The 15735-nt window shown below is 42.9% G+C and carries 12 protein-coding genes; 7 read left to right on the top strand and 5 right to left on the bottom strand.

Annotated features, from left to right (window positions below):
- Positions 1 to 463 precede the first annotated feature (463 nt).
- The 3 genes from AABK37_RS35315 to AABK37_RS35305 form a co-directional block, all read right to left on the bottom strand.
- The gene (locus AABK37_RS35315; RefSeq protein WP_432556122.1) at positions 464 to 4264 is read right to left on the bottom strand and encodes an AAA-like domain-containing protein; all 3801 of its coding nucleotides are present in this window, start codon (positions 4262 to 4264) and stop codon (positions 464 to 466) included.
- The gene (locus AABK37_RS35310) at positions 4265 to 4888 is read right to left on the bottom strand and encodes a type I restriction endonuclease (protein ID WP_432556121.1); all 624 of its coding nucleotides are present in this window, start codon (positions 4886 to 4888) and stop codon (positions 4265 to 4267) included. It lies immediately after the preceding gene.
- Between the two features lie 96 nt (positions 4889 to 4984).
- Complete coding sequence (locus tag AABK37_RS35305; protein ID WP_432556120.1) at positions 4985 to 6679, bottom strand: AAA-like domain-containing protein; 1695 nt, start codon at positions 6677 to 6679, stop codon at positions 4985 to 4987.
- A gap of 95 nt (positions 6680 to 6774) precedes the next feature.
- Here AABK37_RS35305 and AABK37_RS35300 point away from each other — a divergent pair, with 95 nt between their 5' ends.
- Positions 6775 to 7059 (top strand): hypothetical protein, encoded by a 285-nt coding sequence (locus AABK37_RS35300; RefSeq protein ID WP_432556119.1) that lies wholly within the window; start codon positions 6775 to 6777, stop codon positions 7057 to 7059.
- A 29-nt stretch (positions 7060 to 7088) separates the two neighbouring features.
- Here the strand turns inward: AABK37_RS35300 and AABK37_RS35295 are convergent, their stop codons facing one another.
- Positions 7089 to 7976, bottom strand: a complete 888-nt coding sequence (locus AABK37_RS35295) for an alpha/beta fold hydrolase (RefSeq protein ID WP_432556118.1) — start codon at positions 7974 to 7976, stop codon at positions 7089 to 7091.
- Between the two features lie 311 nt (positions 7977 to 8287).
- Here AABK37_RS35295 and AABK37_RS35290 point away from each other — a divergent pair, with 311 nt between their 5' ends.
- Positions 8288 to 10342 (top strand): S-layer homology domain-containing protein, encoded by a 2055-nt coding sequence (locus AABK37_RS35290; protein ID WP_432556117.1) that lies wholly within the window; start codon positions 8288 to 8290, stop codon positions 10340 to 10342.
- A gap of 169 nt (positions 10343 to 10511) precedes the next feature.
- Here the strand turns inward: AABK37_RS35290 and AABK37_RS35285 are convergent, their stop codons facing one another.
- Positions 10512 to 11558, bottom strand: a complete 1047-nt coding sequence (locus AABK37_RS35285; protein ID WP_432556124.1) for a mechanosensitive ion channel family protein — start codon at positions 11556 to 11558, stop codon at positions 10512 to 10514.
- Positions 11559 to 11808: 250 nt separating this feature from the next.
- On the opposite strand from AABK37_RS35285, the gene AABK37_RS35280 reads away from it, so the two are divergent.
- The 5 genes from AABK37_RS35280 to AABK37_RS35260 all read left to right on the top strand — a co-directional run bounded on the left by AABK37_RS35280 (position 11809) and on the right by AABK37_RS35260 (position 15477).
- Positions 11809 to 12726: a histone deacetylase family protein gene (locus AABK37_RS35280; protein ID WP_432556123.1), complete on the top strand. Its 918-nt coding sequence runs from the start codon at positions 11809 to 11811 to the stop codon at positions 12724 to 12726.
- 485 nt (positions 12727 to 13211) lie between these two features.
- Positions 13212 to 13343 carry a hypothetical protein gene (locus tag AABK37_RS35275; protein WP_432556116.1) on the top strand — a complete coding sequence of 44 codons (132 nt, stop codon included), beginning with the start codon at positions 13212 to 13214 and terminating at the stop codon, positions 13341 to 13343.
- Between the two features lie 241 nt (positions 13344 to 13584).
- Positions 13585 to 14136 (top strand): protein-tyrosine phosphatase family protein, encoded by a 552-nt coding sequence (locus AABK37_RS35270; RefSeq protein ID WP_432556115.1) that lies wholly within the window; start codon positions 13585 to 13587, stop codon positions 14134 to 14136.
- A gap of 120 nt (positions 14137 to 14256) precedes the next feature.
- Positions 14257 to 14832, top strand: a complete 576-nt coding sequence (locus tag AABK37_RS35265; RefSeq protein WP_432556114.1) for a hypothetical protein — start codon at positions 14257 to 14259, stop codon at positions 14830 to 14832.
- A 330-nt stretch (positions 14833 to 15162) separates the two neighbouring features.
- Positions 15163 to 15477: an HNH endonuclease gene (locus AABK37_RS35260; RefSeq protein ID WP_432556113.1), complete on the top strand. Its 315-nt coding sequence runs from the start codon at positions 15163 to 15165 to the stop codon at positions 15475 to 15477.
- Positions 15478 to 15735 lie beyond the last annotated feature (258 nt).

Genomic DNA, 15735 nt, shown 5'->3' with positions numbered 1-15735 from the left:
ATGAGTATAAAAGACAGATGAATCTCCTTGTGATACTCGTCGATGAGTATAAAAGACAGATGAATCTCCTTGTGATACTCGTCGATGAGTATAAAAGACAGATGAATCTCCTTGTGATACTCGTCGATGAGTATAAAAGACAGATTAACGCAGCTCTAAATAAGTAGACTCAGATATTGCAGCAGTTGCATCATCCGCCATAGGTTATAAATTTATGGCTTATAGCGAAAGTCGTCTAAAAACGACTCAAAGAAGATTTTAGTTTATTCAAGTGGGCTGAAGCTTTTATCATCAAGAGCGATCGCGCTGACTCTACAAGAGAAAATCGCTGACTATAACAAAAGTAAAAAGCGATCGCACACCTCTACAAGAGAAAATCGCTAATTCTAACAAAACTAAAAAGCGATCGCACCCCTCTAACTATAAAAGAGCGATCGCACCCCATTCCCCACTTTCCCACTGATTAACTGGGGCAAACCTTGGGTGCATTCGGATGGCTTGTCATGTAATCTTTAAGCCATTCGCACCCCCGCACTACTAAATCATCTAAATCCAAACTCCACAAAATTACAGTTTTGTCCTCACTGGCAGAGGCAAGAGTTTTGCCATCAGGACTAAAACTTAGGCTGTTAACCTCAGAATTATGCCCGGTGAGAGTAGCAATTAGAGAACCGTCACGTCTCCAGAGTTTGATGGTTTTATCATCACTAGCAGAGGCAATAATTTGTCCATCGGGGCTAAAACTCACACTATTAACCGCATCACCATGCCCAGTCAGTGTTTTAATCAATGTGCCGTCACGTTTCCAAAGTTTGATAGTTCTGTCATCACCAGCCGAGGCAATCATTTGTCCATCAGAGCTAAAACTGACACTATTAACCGCAGAACTATGCCCAGTAAGGGTTTTAATTAGTGTGCCGTCAAGCTTCCAAAGTTTGATACTTTTGTCATCACTGGCGGCAAGAATTTGTCCATCCGGGCTAAAATGGACACTTCTCACCTCAGAGCTATGCCCAATGAGTGTGCGAATCTCTGTACCATCACGCTTCCAAAGTTTGATGGTTTGATCCTTACTGCCAGAAGCCAAAGTATTTCCATCAGGGCTAAAAGCAACGCTCGTCACCAAGTCTTTATGTCCGCGTAATGTCCGAATTTCTGTGCCGTTGCGATCCCAAAGTTTTATGGTTGTGTCAAATGTAGCTGAGGCAAGAATTTCTCCATCCGGGCTAAATGTAGAGCTATAAGCAAATGCTTTCCAACGAGTTTTGCAAGAAGCTGGATTACCCGTGCATGTGCTGCTTTGAGTATTGCCTCCGTTTTTATCGTCCTCACTCAGAACAATCAGTTCTTTTTTATTTGGTTGTAAACTTTGCCAGAACAAAAGTTTATCTTTAAAGAAAGTAACCTCTAGGGTAGCAAACGGAGTTTTTTCATTTGGTTTGAAAGCTTCGGAGTACAAGGGATTTTTATCCCCTATAACGGTCAACTCTGTTCCGTCCCACTTCACATGTGTGATGCCATGACCGGTAAGAGTTGTAATTTTTCTGCCGTCGCGTTGCCATAATTTAACACCATCCAAAGCAACAGAGGCAATTTTTCCATCTGGGCTAAAACTAACACTATTTACCGCAGTGCTGTGTCCAGTGAAAATTTTAATTTGTGTGCCCTCACTTTTCCAAAGTCTGATACTGTTGTCATCACTTCCAGAGGCAATTTTTCCATCTGGGTTAAAACTAACACTCCTGACATCACCGTTATGCCCAGTGAGGGTAGCAATCAAAGTGCCATTAAGCTGCCACAGTTTGATAGTATTGTCACTTGCAGAAGCAATAATCTTTCCATCCGGGCTAAAAGTAAGACTGTTAACTCCAGAGCTATCTTTGCTGAGAGTAGCAATGTAAGTACCATCGCGCTTCCACAGTTTGATGCGTCCGTCCGAACTTGCAGAAGCAAGGGTTTGTCCATCTGGGCTAAAACTAACTTCAGAAACCTCAGAATTGCTACTGAGAGTTTTAATCAGTGTGCCGTCTCGCTTCCAGAGCTTGATGGTTTTGTCAGAACTTGCAGAGGCAAGAATTTGTCCATCTGGGCTAAATCTAACGCTATTAACTCCAGAGCTATGCCCGGTGAGAGTTTTAATCAGTGTACCGTCTCGCTTCCAAAGTTTGATGCTTTTATCATCACTTGCAGAAGCAAGAATTTGTCCATCGCGGCTAAATGTAGCGCTATTAACTCCCAGACTATGCCCGGTGAGAGTTTTAATCAGTGTACCGTCTCGCTTCCAAAGTTTGATGCTTTTATCATTACTTGCAGAAGCAAGAATTTCTCCATCGGGGCTAAAACTGACACTATTAACTTGCTGACTATGCCCGGTGAGAGTTTTAATCAGTGTACCGTCTCGCTTCCAAAGTTTGATGGTATTGTCAGAACTTGCAGAAGCAAGAATTTGTCCATCCGGGCTAAAACTGACACTCGTAACTGAGTTTTCGTGACCATCCAAGCGATTTTCTTCGCGAAAGTTAGTAAGAATCTTCAGTAAAGTAAACAAAGGACTGTAGGCAGGGTATTTTGTCAGCGGCTCATCCTTGACTATATTTTTCAGTTCCCGACCAGCCTGCACTGCCCAGAGAAGACCTTCAATTTGCCTAGCTTCAGAAAACTGTAGAAAAGCATTAGTTCCATCCTGTTCCAATCGTGCAGCTTTGAGTGCCATCTTACGCGCTGTTTCTGCTTGTTGAGCAAATATTGCCAATACCACGGCTGCCAACAAAGTCACCCCTAACACCATAGAACCTATGCGAATCCGCTGATTAGCTTTGCGATTCGCTTCTGCTAAAATCTGCTTTGCTTGTTCTTCGGCTTCCAGTCGCTTCTGAACATCCCGCTGATCTAAATTCTGGCTAGCAGCAAAAAACTGATAGTCCAAATCACCCAAGCTTTTACCCGCAGCCCAACTTTGAGCATCCTGCAAAGCTTGTCCCCGCAACAAGCGCGACTCATCTTGATACTCAGAAGCAACCCAAGCACTCAACGTATCAGAGTAGGGACGCAGCTTTGCCAGTATTTTTTCACACCATTCTTGTTTAAATACCTCGGCGTAAATGCGATTATAAATTCGCAACTTCCCATCCCGTTTTACTACCAACCCTGTCAGCCGCAGTTCTGTTTGTTCGGGACTGTCATCAGTTGCGATCCCCCCAAACCCTCTTTGGGAAGGGGGGCTAAGAGAAGAGGTCACAATTTGCTGACACAGCCCCACTAAGCGCCCAGTTCGCTGTTCGCCACTGTGCATAATTCTGTCGCGGATGGTTCTCAGATGTTCTGGTTCATCCTGCGCTTCCCAATTTACGATAATACGCTCTCTCACCACGCACTCGACAAAAGCTTGGGGATTGGGTATTGGGGATATAGAGTCTACCGCGATACAGGGAAGTGGTGACACAGAACTTTTTTGTACGTTTTTGTCAAGTAACTTCTGCGCTGCTTGCAGTACTAATTTACAAACCTTCTGCGTTAAAAACGGCTGTCCCCCCGTCCAGTCAAGCACTGCTTTCATCACCGTTTGCGGTTCACCCAGCAGCGCGAGTCCCTGTGCTAAAGGTTGCGCTTCCTCAAGCTGAAACCCAGTTAAATCAATTGCCCGACCAATATTAAAAGGTGTCCGGCGCTTATCTTGAATCAAATCGGAAGGAGTAGAAACGCCCAATAAAGCAAAAGTAAGGCGGTTGTAAGCGCTCTTTTCTGCGCGACGGTTATAACAATCGCGGATGATGGCAAAAAAATCATCAGTCTTAAACGGAACGCTGAGGATACTGTCAATTTCATCAATAAAAATGACAATATTCTCCGTAATTGTGTTGAGCAAAACCGTCTCAATAAACTTGCCCAAACGCTGTACAGGTGGCAGCAAGTCGTTCTGAGTCCACCACTCGTCTAAATCAAAGCTTGTATAAATATAAAAACTGCCAACTATACTATCAATCACCCCCGCATACCATTGCTCTGGGGTAATATCAGATGTGCCAATAGATGTAATATCAATCACCGCACAGGCAAACCCTTCATCCTGCAACCGCTGCATTGTCTGCACCCGCAAGCTAGATTTACCCATCTGGCGCGAGTTGAGAACGTAACAAAAATCACCCGCCTTCAAACCTTCGTAAAGGTCTTGGTCAGCTTGGCGTTTGACATAGGTTTGGGCATCAGTCGGGAGACTGCCCCCAACTTGATATTCGTAGGCAGCGATCGCTTGAGGGTTTACCATTTATTCAATGACATTGCGAGCAAGACGCTTCAACGATTTAACAACGGTATGTAAATCATCGCCACGATTTAGCGATAATGTGTAAGATAAAGCATATCTGGGTATACCTTGTTTGATTAACTTAATAAATTGAAACTCCCGACCATTGGTGACAAAACCAAATGCAGGTTTTTCCGAGTCAGGATTACCCAACATATAAGTTAATGCTTGGGGAATTGCTATCTCTAAAGAGTAATCAGCCCGTTTTGCCTCAACTACAAGCACCCAGAATAAAGGTTGGAAAACCAGGATGTCGATGCGTCCTCGAATAATCGTGCCTTCGTCTTCGGAAACGATTTCAACTTCTTCCTCCGAGGCAATGTAGAAAGGTGGTTGATAGAAACCAGCCAGACGCAATAATGGGGATAATACCACCATCTTGACTACAGGTTCTAAAATTTGATATTGAGATAGATGGAGATATTCGGCTTTGACTTGGTTGAGAGATTGCTTTTCTAAGTCATTCAACTCTGGTAAATCGTGCTGCCACTCTGGGAAAAACTGCTCGTCATCTGAACGTTGTAAACTAAATTGATCGATAAGCTGGGTAATGGTGATATCTTTTGCCTGAATAACTTGAACCATGTGTTTGTGGCTTTTATTTTAAGTAATATCATGTCCTCAGTTGGCAGACATATTGTAGAGACGTTCCATCGGAACGTCTCTACGAGGGTTGGTGTGTTAATTTTTAATTCCCAAGCGATCGCCAAAATATTCACAATACAATTCACACAATGGCATCACTTCATTACCCTGAAATTTCACTAACCCCATACTGCGAAGTTTAAACGCTTCTGCTGTCCCCACATCTACAGGACAATCTACCGACAGCACTCGCTTGAATGCGGCTAGTAATTGAGCATTTTCCTGCAAATTCAACAAATGACGGCGCAAATGGTCGCTGTAAGGTCCTTCCTCTGTGGGAGCGATTTGCTGAAGTTTTTCTAACGTCATCCTGTCCCGTGCAATTTGATACAAAGCTACCCGCGTTAAGTAAGGATGACCACCTACAAGCGTCATCAATTGCTCAACTTGTTCTCCAGTCCAATTAAGTCCATGTCGTTGCACTAAGTCTTGCACCTGTGCCTGATTCAAGTCTGGCAATTCAATCGCCAATCCGACATTAAAGGGCGATTGATTGATATTTAGGGGGATGTAAACTTCTTGAGAATGGACAATTATTAACCTGAGCTTTTTCCAGACAGGATCGTTTTTTGCCCGTTCATGCCAAGCTCGTAATAGCCCAAAAAAATCATTAGCGATCGCCGGATGCTTAAACACCTCATCAACTTCATCCAAACCCAAAGCTACGGGAGTGTCAATAGAAGGTAATAAATACCTCTGAAAGTAATTTGTACATTTATTTTTACTACCCAAAACGCCTTTCCAATGTTCCTCCAGCTTCTCTGGTAATGAGAGTGCATCGGTAATACTCGCAGCAAACCATTGTAAAAATAGATCCAAATCGCCGAGCAATTCTCCATCCACTGACTGAAAGTTCACAAAAGCAGTTTTATAGCTTTGTTTGCTTGCGTAGTCGAGGATTCGCGTCATTAACGAACTTTTGCCCATCTGTCGGGGTGCTTTAACGCGAATCAGCGCACCCGGTTTGATGCTAGCTTCATAACAATCTGTTTCAATCGGCGGGCGATCAATATAATAGGCAGAATCTAAAGGTATTTGCCCTTCTGGTTGTTCTAAAAAAGATGCCGACTTATATATAATCTCTTCTGGCTTAGGCTTTGGCACTCGAACAGCTTCCCGATTTGAGGGTGATTCCACCTCATCTTGGTTCGGCTGTTGCTGTGGAGTAATTTTTCGATTGTTTTTGCTTTTGAGTACTGGGGTAGAAGATTCGGGAATGCCTTCTAAATCAATGTTCAGACAACCAAATTTATAAGCATCTTCATAGGATCTATCAGCACCAAGGGCATCATAAAACCCCACAGCAAATTCAATTGCAGCGCGATCGCCTATTGCTCGATTCATGCCAATCACGCAATCAACGTGTTGGTAAATCGCTTGAGCTTGCGCCTCACTATAGCAAGCATTTAACAAGACACATTCTATACTGTCAAATAACTCAAATAGCCCCGCTAGTGTCTGAGTTTTTACCAGCTGCATTTGTCCTGAGTTATTTTCCAAAGCTAAACCTTGACTTCCCGCTCCATGTCCGCTAAAATGGACAATCTCAGGTTTGTGATCCAATAAAGCACGTCGCAAATCGTTAGAACGCACTGCCCATTTGCTGATGATTTGAAATCGATCTCGGCTTCTGGAGCGTTCCAACCCTGCCTCAATTTCTCGTACTTCCTCATCCAGACGCAGCTGATTTGTATTCGTGGGATTTGCTGACAAAATCAGAATTTTCTTCACGACGCTATCATCTCTTGGGGCTTATTACCTAGATGCAGTTTACTACACCCTACTTGGGATGAATTACTGATAGCACATTACTTAAATTTTAAAAGTTGATAAGATTAAGCTTTTATTTTCAAGAAATCTACTGTAGAAGTAATTTAACTATTAGTATAAATAATGTTGTTCGTAGTGAGCCATTTATCGCTCAACTTCAACAGCTTTTATCCGCTGACCCTTCTCTTCGAGACGCTGCGCGAACGGGTTCGCCAGTCGCTCATGGGGGACACCACGGCAGGTGCTTCAACGGAGGGAACCTCCGCAACGCACTGCCTCCCCTTGGCGCTAGCCTCTCCCTTTGGGAGAAGACCGCGCTGGCTCACTACGAACTTTCATAAATCCTCAAAACTAATGCGATCGCCCACTACTAAAGCTGAAGAAGCCACTCGACAATTTGCGGATTTACCAAATCTGGCACTTCATCGTGGGGACAATGACCGGCGTTAGGAATGGGAACGATTTTGATTTCTTTGCCATTCTTACGTGCCTCCTCATAAATCTTTGCTCCGGTGATTGGTGTCCAAGGATCGTCTGCACCCCAAATTACCAACAAGGGACGCTTGACTTTGGGCAAGAGTTCCGCTGGAGATGGACCTGGAGGTGCTGTGAGGATAGAAGCGAAAACTTGCTGCGCTCCCGGATCGCAAGAGGGAGCGTAAAGTAAATCGACTAATTCATCAGTCACGGCTTGGCGATCGCGATAAACTTGATATAATGTCCGGCGAATTTGCTCCTTTTGACGGATGCGATTAAAAACAAATTTGCCTGAAATTGGATGACCCACTAATCTGTTAAACGTTGACATGACAATGCGTAAGGGTGGGTTCAATTCATGAGGACGATGACTCAAACCACCCGCAGAATTAATCAAAACACCACCAGCAGCAATTTCTGGATGTTCCGCTACCACCATCAAGCTTAAAAGTGCGCCGATAGAGTTACCGATAAATACCGCAGGTTCGCTAATATGCGCTGTGCAAAAATCTTTAAGTAATTCCACCCATACTTCTAAGGTGTAATTCAACGGGGGCTTATCAGAACCACCAAAACCCAACAAATCAATGGCAAATACTTGATAGCCTGCTGCTGCTAAAACCGGGATATTTTTCCGCCAATGTCCAATTGAAGCACCAAAGCCATGAATCAGTACTAAAGGATGCCCTGTACCCATGACGGTATACTGAATTTTGTAGTCCTTCCAAGTCCAGAAGAGTTTTTCAAAGGTGGCTGTTGTTGCCTGGTTAGTTACAGTCATTATTAAGATTTATAAAGTGTTTCTTAAATTAATAGTAATATTCTCTGACGTATATGGGTTAACTACAAAATGCTATTTTTGAATTAATTCCAATTGAGTTGAGATATTTGCTCTATGACTGTTTCTGCCAACCAACTCAAGACAGAGATTACCTACTCTATCTACCCCATCTCTGACGGTAAACCGCTCACTACGAATGTTAAGTTTCCTAAAGTATTTGTTTAAATGTTAGTTTCTCACCTGCCACGGGATTAATAGCTGAGGGAAGATTTCTTCCCATTAAACTTTTACCCGGTTGGTGGGGTTGTGAGATGACAAACTTTAATCATAGTTACTTAACTCATTTTGGCAAAGTTTTTTTTGCAGCTGCTTACGTGGCAATAACTTCGCCAATGGCTTATGCTGCTTCAGGGTTCTCTACCACCACCGAACAAACACTGAATAATTCCCCAAGTCAACAACTTGTGGCTGATGAGTCCGGTGGTGACGATGACGACGACGATGACGATGATGACAGTGATGCCAAACAGGTTCAGGCATTGCCAGAAACTGTCAAAGCAGCGGTTTTACAAGATATATCCCAGCGTGCAAAAGTAGAAATGTCTGCCTTGCGCGTTGTTAAGGCACAAAAGCAAAGTTGGTCAGATGGCTGTTTGGGTTTAGAATCAGATGCAATTTGCACTTCTTCTATAGTTCCTGGTTGGCAAGTAGTTGTTGCCAATGAACAGCAAATGTGGGTGTATCGCACTGACGAATCGGGAAAAGTCGCCAAGCTGGATCAAGGATCAACTCAAGCTGTGACTGCAACGATGATGCGACGGACTTCTACCAGTGCCCAAACTAGCAGTCGCACTACGATTCAACGACGCACTCAAACTATGATTGTACGACGCAGTACTCAAGTAAGTGCTGCTAGTGTTTCTTCTGTGAAAGCGAAAACAAAAGGTTTTAGCCTTGCGATTTGGCAACCATCTGGTAACTTTTCGGAAGTAATTACTCGCATATCCATCAAGCCTAAACGTGGCAAAGGTTATTTGAAAGAGCGATTTTTGGGTGATTACAAATGCAAGATTAAACAAAAAACGAAATTTGTTAATGGATTCAAAGCAGGCGATCGCATTGTTATACGCTTGTACGATACCCAAAACCGCTTTATTGGCTACAGCGAATTTGAAGCAATATCTGCAAACACAACGGTTAACCTGATTTTGTCGTCAAATCCAACAGAATACAAAGTCGTTCGCACTGTCTATGGTGTTGATGCAGACATGAACGGCATGATTGACGCGGGTACTACTACTTACGATTATTTCACCCAAGTGAATAATCAAAGTGTCAGCTTCCTCAGCAGTTCTCGAACAATCAAAGTGAGCCAATTTCAAGCACAAGGTTTATCGATTGCAGCAAATAGCGTTTATCCCGCTTCCTTTACCAAAGGTGAATTTGCTGTCGTGCGTCAGTCAATGAGTGCCTTTAGTTCCAGTTTAGCAGCGGCTTTAAAAGCTGCTCCTGGCAGTTTGGTACAGGTGAATGATGTTAGCGATAACTCTAACTTTGACCTCGCGCAAATGATGATGGAATATCGAGAAGTAGGTGTAGCTAACGGCATCCAAGTCAAGTTTTCTGACGTACCGACAAATTATTGGGCAAAAGATTTTATTGCTGAGTTAGCAGCGATGGAAGTTCTCGAAGGTTTTCCTGATGGAACTTTCCGTCCAGATGAACAAGTGACTCGCGCTCAATTTGCAGCGATGATTAGTCAAGCTTTTGAAAAGGTAAAAATCCGCAATGCCATCAAATTTAATGATGTTTCTAGTAAATATTGGGCTTACAATGCCATCCGCGAAGCTTATGCAACTGGCTTTTTAGGGTCTTCTGGCAATCAGTTTAACCCTACCGCTAACCTTTCTCGCCTGGAAATTTTGCTTTCAATTGCACGCGGACTCAACTATACTTTCAGTGGTTCCACGGAGACAATATTAGCAGCTTACACCGATGCTAGCAGCATTCGTAGTGATGTTAAGAATGCGATCGCTGCACTAACCCAACGAGGTATTGTAGTCAATTATCCAAATATCGAGTCTATCAATGCTGAAAAGGTAGCAACGAGAGCAGAAGTCTCTGCATTGCTATATAAAGCATTAGTTAGCACTGGCGATGTTGCAGATATATCCTCACAGTATGCCGTAGGACAAAAAGAACAAGCGCTTGAGCAGCGTTCCGCAGTTGAGGCACAAGGCAAAAAGCCTCGTCAACATTGTAACCAAGGAATCGGTAATGGTGCTGAGGGCTGCGATCCAGGTAATTCTCATCCGCATGGTGGTAGCAACGACGAAGGGGGACGAACTCCAGGCGGTAAAAAGTAATACGACTCGTTTGTCGTAGAGGCTGACAAGACAAAGACAAAAGGTAAAGGGTAAAATTTACTCTTTACCTTTTTCTTTTATAGGTTTTATATCATATCATGCAATAAAGACGTTCCACCGGAACGTCTCTACAATACAATACAATATGCGTAATTTGCCGGAGATGATATTATTCTGGTGTTAGCACTCCGTTACCATTTTTTGTTTGATTAGCTTGTGTATAAACTTCTCTAATCGGAAAGGGAATTTTAATTTGTTCTTCCTGATACCTCTTATGCAATTGCTTAATAAATTTGTGTTTAGCAATGCGTTGGTCAAAGAATTCGTTCACCCGCATAAATACCGTAAAATCAATACTAGAATCTCCAAAAGTATGAAATCTGATAAACGGTTCATTTTCTATTAATTCGGGTGAAACTTCTTGCATTACTTTTTTTGCAACCTCTACAGTTACTCTTTCAACTTGCTCAAGGTCGCTGTCGTAATCTACACCTACATTAATCGTTAATGTAATTTCCTTAACTGGTAAATGGTAATTAGTAAAAATCGCCGAGGCAAGTTTAGAATTAGGGACAATTATCACATTATTGGAAAGCTCTTTTATCGTCGTATTTCGCCATGTAATATCTGTAATATATCCCTCGTGTTTGTCTTCTAATTTTACATAATCTCCAGTTCTAACTTGCTTGGAAATAATTAAATAAACACCAGAAAATAAATTTGCAAGTGTATCTTGAAGTGCCAAACCAACTGCTAAACCACCAATTCCTAAAGTGGTAAGTATCGGTGTAATTTGAACGCCAATCGTTTGTAAGATGATTAATGTTCCTAAAATTAAAATGGTAGTTGTGGCTAGGTTAGAAAGTAGTGATGCAGAAACTCCTTGTGTTTTCCGACTATATAATCTAACAAAACCAGCAATCAGTCGGGCAATAACTAAGGTAATTGAATACAAAAAAACAATTGTCAGGATTGTTTGTAATACTTCGGCAATATCTGGTATCAAGCTTCGATAAGCACGAATTGCCCCATAAAATCCACCTAGCACAAACCACGTAAAGGTGATGCGCTGTAAGGAGCGAAATAAAATTTCACTACCTGGTAACCGTTGGCGAAAGACAAATGTTTTCAATTTACTAAAAACGATTTTTTCAGCAATTATTCCAGCTAGTAAGCCAGCTAAAATAAATCCCAGCGGTAGAATCCATTGCATCAACATAAGCAAATCCAAATTTCAAGAAGATTATCAATTGTGTTTATTTAAATTTTAAATTTGTGAATTTCAATTCAATGCCTCCGTAATTGTGACGTTATAACCAATTTTATCGACTCCAAAATACACTTAGGTTTATTTGCTACTTGACTGTGTTCGGTTACAGTTTAAATTATACTTGGCTGAGTCAAAGAGCAACTATCACAGTTTGGGTAGTTGGCATTATTGGCGGTTAAAACTGAAAATTAATTATATGGACTTGCCAATTATTTATCACCCAGATTACGTTGCACCACTGCCTGAAGGACATCGCTTTCCGATGTTAAAGTTTCGACAATTATACGAATTGTTGTTGGCTGACGGTGTGGCACAATTACAACAATTCCACACCCCTGAATCTCCGCACCTTGAGTTGATAGAGTTAGTTCACACCTGTGAATACGTTCAAGCTTACTGTAACGGAACGCTAGACCCAAAAGCACAACGGCGCATTGGTTTACCTTGGAGTCCGGCGCTAGTAAATCGTACTTGTGTGGCGGTAGGTGGTACGATACTTACGGCTAAACTCGCACTAACTCACGGTTTGGCGTGCAATACTGCTGGTGGTACTCATCACGCTTTTCCCAGTTATGGATCTGGTTTTTGTATTTTCAATGATTTAGCGATCGCCTGTCGCGTCCTCCAGAAACTCAACCTCGCGAAAAAAATCTTGATTGTCGATTTAGATGTCCATCAAGGTGACGGCACCGCTTTTATCTTTCAAGACGACGACAGTGTTTTTACTTTCTCGATGCACTGTGAAGTCAATTTTCCCGGTACTAAGCAAACAAGCGATCTCGATGTTCCCTTACCAACAGGAATGGAAGATGATGCTTATTTGCAAACCTTGGCAAATTACGTACCAGATTTATTGTCAGATGTCAAGCCAGATTTGATTTTATACGATGCTGGTGTCGATCCGCATGTAGGCGATCGCTTGGGAAAGTTAGCTTTAACTGATACGGGCATTTTCCGCCGGGAAATGCAGGTTTTAAGTACTTGTGTAGCTGCTGGTTATCCCGTAGCCTGCGTTATCGGTGGTGGTTATGCGGATGATATGAAGTCGCTGGTGTGGCGTCATTCTTTAGTGCATCGCGCTGCTGGTCAGGTTTATCGGCAGTATCGACTTTAGGGGATTTTAAGTAAGTTTCCGTGTCGGCATTTGGGAACACTATAACTGAACACTTTATTGGGTTGGTCAACTTACCCAACCTTAGAAGATTCAGGAGCATTCATGCCAAATTTCCCAGAAGATTGGGGTTATCTGTTTATAGGAGCACAGCAAGCGATCGTTAATAAGGTTTAACGGCAGTGCCGCAAATAGGGCAGGTTTGTGCAGTCATTTTTTCGATGTATGGGTTGCGATGCCTGCGGCGGGCTGCGCCTACGCGTTTTAGCATCCCCGTTTAACTCAATTTTTAACGCCGGACTCACATAGTCGGTGCGATCGCCTTTTAATAAGGAGAGCTGGGAGCGGTGGGGGCAGCCTTTTGGGAAAGATTAATCAAAGGATGCGCGAGCCTCTTAAATTTTTAGCTTGTGTTTGATTCTCGGCAATTATTTGTCGCAACTGCTGCAAGTCATTTGTAGCCCAACAATAATGTTAAACTGTTGTTTATGAAATTATTATTTGTTTGCAGCCAAAACCGATTACGCAGCCCTACAGCCGAAGTAGTATTTTCAAAGCACGAGAAGTTAGAGGTAGATTCAGCAGGACTAGACTCACCAAGCAGAGATACCGTTATGTAGGGAAGCAATTGCGCTCGTCTGACATTGTTTTTGTAATCGAGGAGTCCCATCGAAAAAACCGTGCGAAAGCAGTTTCAACCTTGGTTTAAAAACAAACTCCTCTATTTGCTTGGATATTTTTGATGAGTATGAGTATATGAAACCAGCTTTGGTAGAGTTGCTGAAGAAAAAAAGTGCTACCACTGTTAGGAACCTTTTAGAAGAACCACTGTAGGTAATCCTCAAAATAAATTAGTCTTCTATGAGCAAAAGTTTATCCTTTCAAAACAAAGTGCCAATCCCTAATTCATATTGGGTACTCCCAAAACAATTTCTGGCAGGAGAGCATCCAATGTTGCTGATTGATCTGCCGCTTCATCAACGAATCCAAGCTTTTTTCGATACAGGCATCAGTCTCTTCATTAATTTAATTGGAGAAGAGGAGGAGAATGACGAATTAGGGGATTACCTACCTCTATTACAATCAAAAGCGGCAGATCGTTCCCCTCATATTGAACGCCGAAGATTTCCCATACCCGATATGCAAATTCCTGACAAGGACGTTATGGTGGACATTTTGAATACGGTTGATAGGGCACTCAATGCTGGACAGAAAATTTATGTGCATTGTTGGGGAGGAATTGGTCGAACAGGAATAGTTGTTGGCTGTTACCTAGTACGGCATGGAATGATCGCAAAGACTGCTCTTGAAGAGATTGCACGATTGCGAGAACATACGCGAGATTATTGTTATCCTTCACCGACCCAAAGAAGTCAGCAGCAAATGATATTGAACTGGCGCACTGGTCAGTGAACTAGTTGAAACCTACCTGTTTATTAATTGGCATTTGACGAACGTAGCAAAGTTAAGCGATAAGCGCGATCGCGCCAAGTGCGAGTTCATACCGTACCCTATTAGGAAACCATTCGCCCAGTGCCTTTCAACACGCGAAAACTGGGAGCGGTGGGGACAACCGTTTGGGTAGTGGCTGGTAGCATTTTTATCCGTGAGTCCGGCGTATGGTTTTCTTTTGTGGTTGCAGTACTTGTGGGATTGGTGGAATGCGATCGCAGCGTTGATGCATGTGATGGTAAAAGAATTATGAATACAGGAATTGTGGGCGTGTGGAGCGCCGAAGCTTTATTCAAGATGGGCGGTCAGTCAGATGAAATCTTGGTATTTAATCACGATGGAACTGGCTGGCTCGAATGCATCAATTATTATGAATGGTCAGCAGATTTCTTTGAGTGGGAACCATCGTCGCCAGGTTGGATATTTCTTACTTGGACTACACGTATCGAGCCGCACAAATATACACGCAAAATTATCGAATCACGGTCTGTTTTCACAATAGAACATACAGCATCTGAAATAAGAGAAGAACGTGCGCCTTCAGGGTTAGAGATGAAAATACTGTACATTCAAATTTTTGATGCCGAGCATGAAGTTTATGGATTAGTTAGCAACGATACGAAAACGCGCACATTTCCGACAGGACAGACAATATAAATGTCCTGACAAACCGCCGAATAAAGCGCTGCACCCGACCGTTTACATATTTAAGATTCCTAGGAGATTGAATGTGCGATCGCGCCGACTGCCACAAGAAATATCAGCGTACTGGTATTGAGGTGATTTGAGAAATAACCGCAGTAAGGGGAACAGCAAGCACTGCTTCTAGGACTTACATACAAGCGAGCGATCGCCCTTGTGCGTTAATTATGATTGGAAACGCGATCGCACTTCTAGACTCTTTTTGGGTTACTACTTTTACTGCTGATACCAAAAATTGGTAGAGTTATTAAAACTCTCCAACTGCTGAGTCTATATTGTAGGAAAATGCCTATTTATAGAGAGCGTTACGCCGATGATTGGGATGAAATAGCACTTGCCATTAAAGCGGCAGCACATTGGCGCTGTCGGCACTGCAATCAGCAATGTTTGCGCCCAGGTGAAAAGTCAAAGGAACTGACACGCTCTGAGTGGACTGTACTGACGCTCTCGGTACACCATGCTAATTTTACACCCGAAGATAATCGACCAGAGAACCTAATTCCGCTGTGTTCCCCATGCCACCTTGCGTTGCACAGTCGGGCGCGAGGAAGAACAAATACTTCACCTGGGCAGTTGGAGTTAGCACTTTGGACAAATTAAAGGTTGGGGTGTGGGGGGCGATACCGAACGCGAGTGCGTCCGAAGAGCCGAAGGCGCGCCGGAGGCGATCGCATATCATGCGCTTCAACTGTAGTCAACGCTCTTATTTTTAGCTTTACTTTGTTACTTGTAACACTGCAACCAACTCATTCAACTTACAAAATTGAAAGCAGAAAGCCCATCGGCTTTTAGCCGTGGGATGAATGCGTAGCGCCTTTAGGCGCAATCTAGTTTTTAACGTGTTTTTTGGTTAGCGAT

This window comes from Tolypothrix sp. VBCCA 56010, assembly GCF_050875635.1.
Lineage (GTDB): Bacteria > Cyanobacteriota > Cyanobacteriia > Cyanobacteriales > Nostocaceae > Hassallia.
Note: the sequence above shows the minus strand (reverse complement) of the source record. Positions and strands in the feature narration are given on the sequence as shown.

Excerpts from the sequence above, each read along its gene's own strand:
- AABK37_RS35315 (WP_432556122.1), bottom strand. The coding sequence starts at position 4,264 with ATGGTAAACCCTCAAGCGATCGCTGCCTACGAATATCAAGTTGGGGGC.
- AABK37_RS35310 (WP_432556121.1), bottom strand. The coding sequence starts at position 4,888 with ATGGTTCAAGTTATTCAGGCAAAAGATATCACCATTACCCAGCTTATC.
- AABK37_RS35295 (WP_432556118.1), bottom strand. The coding sequence starts at position 7,976 with ATGACTGTAACTAACCAGGCAACAACAGCCACCTTTGAAAAACTCTTC.
- AABK37_RS35290 (WP_432556117.1), top strand. The coding sequence starts at position 8,288 with ATGACAAACTTTAATCATAGTTACTTAACTCATTTTGGCAAAGTTTTT.
- AABK37_RS35280 (WP_432556123.1), top strand. The coding sequence starts at position 11,809 with ATGGACTTGCCAATTATTTATCACCCAGATTACGTTGCACCACTGCCT.
- AABK37_RS35275 (WP_432556116.1), top strand. The coding sequence starts at position 13,212 with ATGAAATTATTATTTGTTTGCAGCCAAAACCGATTACGCAGCCCTACA.
- AABK37_RS35270 (WP_432556115.1), top strand. The coding sequence starts at position 13,585 with ATGAGCAAAAGTTTATCCTTTCAAAACAAAGTGCCAATCCCTAATTCA.
- AABK37_RS35260 (WP_432556113.1), top strand. The coding sequence starts at position 15,163 with ATGCCTATTTATAGAGAGCGTTACGCCGATGATTGGGATGAAATAGCA.